The sequence below is a fragment of the Dickeya sp. ws52 genome, from assembly GCF_007210685.1.
In the GTDB taxonomy this organism is placed as follows: domain Bacteria; phylum Pseudomonadota; class Gammaproteobacteria; order Enterobacterales; family Enterobacteriaceae; genus Dickeya; species Dickeya chrysanthemi.
Map to the genome: position 1 here is coordinate 1 of NZ_SZVX01000055.1, position 520 is coordinate 520.

The following is a 520-nucleotide window of genomic DNA, read 5'->3' on the forward strand; positions in this document are numbered from 1 at the left end:
ATTAAGCGATAACTTTGGCAACCACGCCGGCGCCTACAGTACGGCCGCCTTCACGGATTGCGAAACGCAGACCGTCGTCCATCGCGATCGGCGCGATCAGGTTTACGACCATCTTGATGTTGTCGCCAGGCATAACCATTTCCACGCCTTCCGGCAGTTCGATGGTACCGGTCACGTCAGTGGTACGGAAGTAGAACTGCGGACGGTAGCCTTTGAAGAACGGCGTATGACGGCCACCTTCGTCTTTGCTCAGGATGTACACTTCAGATTCGAACTGAGTGTGCGGCTTGATTGAGCCCGGTTTAGCCAGTACCTGACCACGCTCTACTTCATCACGCTTGGTACCACGCAGCAGAACGCCAACGTTCTCGCCCGCACGGCCTTCGTCCAGCAGTTTGCGGAACATTTCAACGCCGGTACAGGTGGTTTTCGCGGTGTCTTTGATACCCACGATTTCCACTTCTTCACCCACTTTCACGATACCGCGCTCTACACGACCGGTCACAACTGTACCACGGCC

General features: G+C 55.8%; 1 protein-coding gene. It reads right to left on the reverse strand.

The genetic code is table 11. The features are described from left to right. Position 1 precedes the first annotated feature (1 nt). The coding region (locus tag FDP13_RS21480; RefSeq protein WP_255582815.1) for an EF-Tu/IF-2/RF-3 family GTPase at positions 2–520 on the reverse strand (519 nt) is incomplete at its 5' end.